The sequence below is a fragment of the Streptomyces sp. T39 genome, from assembly GCF_008042045.1.
In the GTDB taxonomy this organism is placed as follows: Bacteria; Actinomycetota; Actinomycetes; order Streptomycetales; family Streptomycetaceae; genus Streptomyces.
The window spans coordinates 370,867-377,228 of record NZ_RDBP01000037.1 but is presented as its reverse complement, the minus strand read 5'-3'; the positions used below and the strand labels follow the sequence as shown (position 1 = coordinate 377,228).

Annotated in this window: 4 protein-coding genes; 1 reads left to right on the top strand and 3 read right to left on the bottom strand. The window is 75.2% G+C overall.

Annotated elements, in window-relative coordinates:
- Positions 1 to 494 precede the first annotated feature (494 nt).
- Complete coding sequence (locus EAO77_RS41065) at positions 495 to 1,226, bottom strand: chaplin (RefSeq protein ID WP_187283387.1); 732 nt, start codon at positions 1,224 to 1,226, stop codon at positions 495 to 497.
- Positions 1,227 to 1,589: 363 nt separating this feature from the next.
- On the opposite strand from EAO77_RS41065, the gene EAO77_RS24100 reads away from it, so the two are divergent.
- A complete protein-coding gene (locus EAO77_RS24100) occupies positions 1,590 to 2,099 on the top strand; it encodes a DUF3574 domain-containing protein (RefSeq protein WP_261994121.1) in 510 nt (169 codons plus the stop codon).
- 78 nt (positions 2,100 to 2,177) lie between these two features.
- Here EAO77_RS24100 and EAO77_RS24095 read toward each other — a convergent pair whose 3' ends face one another.
- The gene (locus EAO77_RS24095) at positions 2,178 to 3,446 is read right to left on the bottom strand and encodes an SWIM zinc finger family protein (protein ID WP_147990379.1); all 1,269 of its coding nucleotides are present in this window, start codon (positions 3,444 to 3,446) and stop codon (positions 2,178 to 2,180) included.
- Positions 3,443 to 6,313, bottom strand: coding sequence for a DEAD/DEAH box helicase (locus EAO77_RS24090; RefSeq protein ID WP_147990378.1), 2,871 nt, complete (start codon positions 6,311 to 6,313; stop codon positions 3,443 to 3,445). The genes EAO77_RS24095 and EAO77_RS24090 overlap by 4 nt, the downstream gene beginning before the upstream one ends.
- Between the last annotated feature and the right edge of the window lie 49 nt (positions 6,314 to 6,362).

The window sequence follows — 6,362 nt, the reverse complement described above, 5'->3', positions numbered from 1 at the left end:
CTACGGTCCCCCGGTTGCCGGGCGGGCGCCCCGGGGCGGGGGCACACGGGTGCCCCCGGCGGCGCGTCGGACGGTACGCGTCGTCGTCGGGGCCGGCCCGGCCGAGCTGCCCGCTCATGACAGGCCCGCTCATGAGGTGAGCCGCCGTGCGAACAAACCCTTCGGGGGCAGAGGTTCACCGGTGGCCCAGCGCTCGGGCGCCGAGACGCACCGGCCGACGGGCCGCCCAGGCGCCGAGGTACAACCTGCGCCGCACCCCTCACGCACCGAAACGCGCAGTCCGCCGGGCCGCTCAGGCGCCGAGCTGCAATCGTGTTGGCCGCTCAGGCATCGAGGTGCGACCGGCGCCGCACCACTCGCGCGTCAACGTGCACCGACCGCCGGACCGCTCAAGCGCACCGGGCCGGCGCTGCACCGGCCCACGCGACGCCCGGATGCCGACGTGCGCCTGCGCCGCACCCCTCACGCACCGAGAGCACCGGCCGACGGGACGCTCAGGCGCCGAGGCCGCCCTGCGCCGGGCGGAAGCGCCGGTAGAGGAGCGCGCCGCCCAGCACCATCGCCGCGCCGGCGGGGACGGCGAGGCCGAGTGCGCCCGCACCGGTGTGGGCGAGCGACTCCCCGGCGGGCTCCGGCGCCTCGACGACGTCGTCGCCCTGCGGGGCGGGCTTCGCCGGCGGGACGGCCTTCGGGGGCGTGGTCGGCTGGGTCTCGACCGGGGGCTCGCCCGAGTCGTTCACCGAGGTGTTGCCGATGGCCGGGTTGCCGATGCCGACGACGTTCACCGAGTTGCCGCTCAGGTTGACCGGGAGGTCGACCGGGAGCTTGAGGCCGTTGCCCGAGAGCACGCCCGGGGAACCGGCGTTGTCGCCTTCCGCCGCGGCGCCGCCGCCGTTGTGGGTGCCGGTGCCGGAGGTGCGCGTACCGGTGCCCTCCCTGGCCTCGTCCGTGTGGCCGGACTGCACGCCACCGCCCCCGCCCTGCGACACGTTGGCGCAGGAGTTGCCCGCGGCGGGGTTGAGCAGGCCGACGACGTTGACCGTGTTGCCGCAGGCGTTGACCGGGACGTGCACGGGAAGCTGCACCGCGTTGCCGGACAGCACACCGGGTGATCCGGCGGCGGTGCCGTCCGCTTGGGAGTCGGCCTGTGCGTAGCCGGTGGCCATGGCCAGCACGCCACCCGTGAGCATCACGGTGGCCAGGCCCTTTCGGTGAACCTGCCTCATGGTTCCCTGCCTTCAGATCTGGTTCGCGGGACACTCGCCCGCACCGGGGATAACGCGGGCGACACCCGTGAGTTCTGCCGTACGCGGCATTCACCCGTCCGTGTGAGCGTGGTGTCGAACGCGTCCCGTCGGCGACGACTCGGCGGAAGCTCTGCCTCCGCAAACGGCCCCGGCGGGGCGCAGTCCCCCGGACCGGCGATGCCCGGCCGCCCCTGTCACGCAGGTGGGAGGCCGTTGCGCTCATGCGGGTGGTTTATCCCCGCCCGCGGTGTTCCGACGGGCTTGCGGGGCAGCGGCGTTGACACAGTGGGGGGCCGGCCGGCGCCGGGCCGTTCGGCCGGAACCGAACGAAGGGATCGATCCGTGCCCTCCCCGAAGCTGTCGCGTCCGCTGCCGCGCTCGGTGAAGCAGCGCACGCTGCTCGCCGGTGCGGGCGCGGCCATCGCCGTCCTGGCCGTGGCCGCACCCACCGCGCAGGCCGGTCTCGACACCGACCGCACCGTGTCCATCGCCCCGGCCACCGCGGCCTCGGCCGCACAGGGCGAACGCTACGTCGAGACACGGCTGTTCTTCGGGACCGCGCGCCCCGACGGCGGCCCCGACGTGACGGACGCGCAGTTCATGGCCTTCGTCGACCGGCATGTCACCCCCCGCTTCCCCGACGGCCTCACCGTCCAGGAAGGCCGCGGGCAGTGGCGGGACTCCCGGGGCGTCATCGAACGGGAACGGTCCTACGAGCTGATCCTCCTCTATCCGGCCTCCGAGGCGTCGCGGCGCTTCCCCGTCATCGAGGCCGTCCGGAACGCCTATGTGAGCTCCTACGCGCAGGACTCGGTGGCCCGCCTCGACGAGCCGACCCTCGCGGACTTCTGATCCCGATCGCCATCGAGGTGAGCGGGGCCGGTCCCGGTCACCGGTCACCCCCCGGCTGGGCAGAGCCGGTCCCGCGGCTCAGCGCGCCATGAGCGTGGTGAGGGCCCCGACCGGGTCCTCGTCGGGCGAGCCGCGGGGCCACCAGTCCTCCCGGCCGGGGTCGGATTCGTAGCCGTACCAGAGGCCGTCCCTGCCGAGACGGAGCTGGAGCGCCGGTGAGGAGAGCTGGTTGCGCCAGGGCCGGAAGGACGGGAGCCCGGCGGCGGCGAGGGCGGGGCGTGCACGGTCGAAGGGGCCGGCCGGCGGGTCCCACGTCTCCTCCAGAACGCGCAGGGCTGCTTCGCCGCCCTGGCGCCAGGCGGCAACGGCCCGGGCGAGATCCGTGGGCGTACGGTCCGTCGCCGCGGCGAGGTCGCGGTACAGGGCACGGGTGGAGGCGGTCAGGCCGGAGCCGGGGTGCGCGGCGGCCAGGCGTACGGCGTCCTGCCAGGGGGTCAGTCCGGCGACGGGGTCGGTGCCGGTGACGAGCAGGGCGTGGGCGCGGGCGGCGGCCTCGGTGGCGAGGAGGTCGAGCGCGAGCGGGTCGGGGGCTCCCGGCGTCCCGGGACAGGCGGGCGGCCGCCCCGGCCGCGCGGGCGGGGGGAACGGCGGTGGCAGCGGCGGCCGCCCGCCCGAGCGGAGGGCGTCACGCGCGGACACGCCCGCCGTCGGGGGCGCGGCCGGGGCACGCTCGGCGGCGGACCGGTCGGCGTTGCGCCGGGCGAGGGCCGAGAGGATCTCGCGTTCGCCCCGGCCACGCATCAGGAACAGGACGAACGGATCCTCGTCGAGGATCGCGGCCGTGCGGTAGCACAGCGCGGCAGCGTGCTTGCACGGGTATCCGTCATCGGGACAGGAGCAGTCCGGCACCAGGTCGCCGGGGGCAGGCAGCAGGTCGGCGGCCGCGGCCAGGGTGTGCGGTACGTCCTTGTCGAGCAGCGCGGCGATGTGGTCGGGCCGGGCCGCGGCGGCGTCGAGGAGGTCCTCCCATTCGTCGTCACCGAGGGTGCGCAGCCGGATCTCGGTGCGGTACGGGCGCGCCCGGCTGCCCTGGACGTAGGCCGTGACCCTGCCGGGGGTCACGGTGATCGACGCGACGTTGCCGCGGCCGGCGTAGCCGCGGCCGCGTTCGAGGCGGGCCGGGTCGAGGGCGGCGTCCTCCAGCGCCTCGACCCAGGCGTGGCCCCACCACGTGCCGGCCGGCAGGGCCCCGGCGAGGTCGGCAGCCGTGAAGGTGCGGCGCAGGTCCTCGTGCGACGGGCGGGACCGGAGGGACGAACGGCGCGGACCGCCGGAGCGGGGGGTCATGACGGCCTCCGGAGCGAGACGAGGTCGGCCAGCTCGCGGTCGGTCAGCTCCGTGAGCGCGGCCTCTCCGGAACCGAGCACCGCGTCGGCGAGTGCCCGCTTGGAGGCGAGCATCTCTGCGATGCGGTCCTCGACCGTGCCTTCGGCGACGAGCCGGTGCACCTGCACCGGCTGCGTCTGGCCGATGCGGTACGCACGGTCGGTCGCCTGCTCCTCGACCGCCGGGTTCCACCAGCGGTCGAAGTGGACGACGTGCCCGGCCCTGGTGAGGTTGAGCCCGGTGCCGGCGGCCTTGAGCGACAGGAGGAAGACCGGGACCTCGCCGGACTGGAACCGGTCGACCATGCGCTCCCGTTCGGCGACGGGAGTGCCGCCGTGCAGCAGCTGGCTGGGGACGGCGCGGGAGGACAGATGGTCGGAGAGCAGGCGGGCCATGGCCACGTACTGGGTGAAGACCAGCACGGAACCGTCCTCGGCGAGGATGGTCTCCAGGAGCTCGTCGAGGAGGGCGAGTTTGCCCGAGCGCCCGGCGAGCCTGGTCGTGCCGGCACCGGCGGCGAAGCGTGTGCCGTAGCCCTTGCCGTGTTCCTTGAGGAACTGCGCGGGGTGGTTGCAGATCTGCTTGAGGGAGGTGAGGAGCTTCATCACCAGGCCGCGGCGTGCCATCCCCTCCGCGGCCTCGACGGCCGCCATGGTCTCGCGCACCACGGCCTCGTAGAGGGAGGCCTGCTCGCGGGTGAGAGGGACGGGGTGATCGGTCTCCGTCTTCGGGGGCAGTTCGGGGACGATGCCCGGATCCGACTTCCTGCGCCGCAGCAGGAACGGGCGGACGAGCCGGGCGAGGCGCTCGGCGGCCTCCTCGTTCTCGCCGTTCTCCACGATGCGGGCGTGACGGGCACGGAACGCCTTGAGCGGACCGAGCAGGCCGGGGGTCGTCCAGTCCAGCAGGGCCCACAGCTCGGAGAGGTTGTTCTCCACGGGGGTGCCGGTCAGGGCGACGCGGGCGGGGGCGGGGATGGTTCTCAGCGCCTTGGCGGTCGCCGAGAACGGGTTCTTCACGTGCTGGGCCTCGTCGGCGACGACCATGCCCCAGGTGTGGGCGGCGAGTTCGCCGGCACTGGTGCGCATGGTGCCGTAGGTGGTCAGGACGAAGCCGCCGCCGGTGCCGTCGAGGGAGCGGTCCGCACCGTGGTACCGGCGGACCGGGACGCCCGGGGCGAACCGGGTGATCTCCCGCTGCCAGTTGCCGAGGAGGGAGGCCGGGCAGACGACGAGTGTCGGGGCCTGCCGGGCACGGCGCAGGTGCAGGGCGATCACGGTGACGGTCTTGCCGAGCCCCATGTCGTCGGCGAGACAGCCGCCGAGGCCGAGCCCGGTCATCATGTCCAGCCAGGCCAGACCGCGCAGCTGGTAGTCGCGCAGGGTGGCCGCGAGTCCTTCGGGAGGCCGCACGGGGGCGGCGCCCGCGGTCAGCCGGTCCCGCAGGGCGGCGAGTGCTCCGGTGGGAACGGCCTCGACGGTCTCGCCGTCCACCTCGGCCGTACCGGTGAGGGCGACCGCCAGCGCGTCGACGGGCTCGAGCAGCCCCAACTCCCTCTTGCGGGCCTTGCGCACGAGGTCCGGATCGACGACGACCCACTGGTCGCGCAGGCGCACGATGGGGCGGTGGGATTCGGCGAGGGTGTCCATCTCGCCCTCGGTGAGCGGGTCGCCGGACAGCGCCAGTTGCCAGTCGAACGCCAGCAGCGCGGCGCTGTCGGAGAAGGACGTGCCGTCGGTCGCGGATCCCGGCGCGGACCTGACCACCGCGGCCGCGGTGAGGGACCGGACGAGCTCCCTGGGCCAGTGCACGGCGATACCCGCCGCGTCGAGGCGGGCCGCACCGGGGCCCAGCAGTTCGTACAGCTCGCTCTCCGACAGCGGCAGGACGTCCGGGACGTCCTGCTCCAGCAGCCGGTTCAGCGGAGGCCAGACACGGCCGGCTCTGCGGAGCGCGAGCATGGCGTCGACCCGGGCGCGCGAGCCGAAGTGCTCCTCGCCGTCGCCCGCCCACAGCCTGGCGGTGTCCGTCACCAGGGTCGGATCGGCGAGGCTGTGGACCTGTACCAGGGCGGTGGCCGCGCGGCGCGGTTCCTCGCCGCCGTCGGCTGCGGTGTCGAAGAGCTCGTAGGCGGAGAGGTCGAGGCGCAGCGACACCCGCACGCCGGCGTCCATACCGGCCGCGGCCTCGGCCGCCCAGGCGCGGGCTCCGGGCAGGTGCTGCGCACCTGCGGCCGCGAACGGCGCGCCCGCGGCGTGGGCGGCCGCCGGGGTGCGCGGGAGGCTGTCGGCGACGGCGTCGAAGAGCTGCCGCACGAGCGCCTCGGGCTCGGGCAGTTGCAGCGGGGAGGTGCCGGGCAGGGGAACCGCGTGGGCCTCGGGCGGCATGGCGGCGGCCACGGCCCGCAGGTGCGCGATGTCGTCGGCGTCGAGCGGCCCGGCGCGCCACGCGTCGTGGTCGCTCGCGGTGAGTCCGGGCAGCAGCCTGCCCCGGGCCACGAGGTGGAGGGCGTGGAGCACGGCGGCGCCCCAACAGGCCGCCGCCGGGTGCGCCGACGGGTCCCGCCGGGCGTGGACGAGGAGGGGGGCGGCCTCGACGACGGGCAGGCTGCGGGCGGGCACGGTACGGCTGCGCACACCGGCGCCGTGCGGGCGTACGACGGTGATCCGGCTCTCCGCGCCGGGGACCTCGCCGCCCTCCGGATCCCAGAAGGCCACGCGGCCCTCACGCGGCAGCGCGCCGGGGAGGAAGACCGCGGCACAGCGACGCAGCGCGCCGTCCGCGGCACGGGCGGGCGGCCCGGTCGGGAACGCATCGTGCGGGGCCATGAGGTCACCTCCTCCCAGGGATCTGCCGACGCACTTCGCACCGACTCGA

Coding starts and splice junctions, on each gene's coding strand:
- EAO77_RS24090 (WP_147990378.1), bottom strand. CDS start 6,313: ATGGCCCCGCACGATGCGTTCCCGACCGGGCCGCCCGCCCGTGCCGCG.
- EAO77_RS41065 (WP_187283387.1), bottom strand. CDS start 1,226: ATGAGGCAGGTTCACCGAAAGGGCCTGGCCACCGTGATGCTCACGGGT.
- EAO77_RS24095 (WP_147990379.1), bottom strand. CDS start 3,446: ATGACCCCCCGCTCCGGCGGTCCGCGCCGTTCGTCCCTCCGGTCCCGC.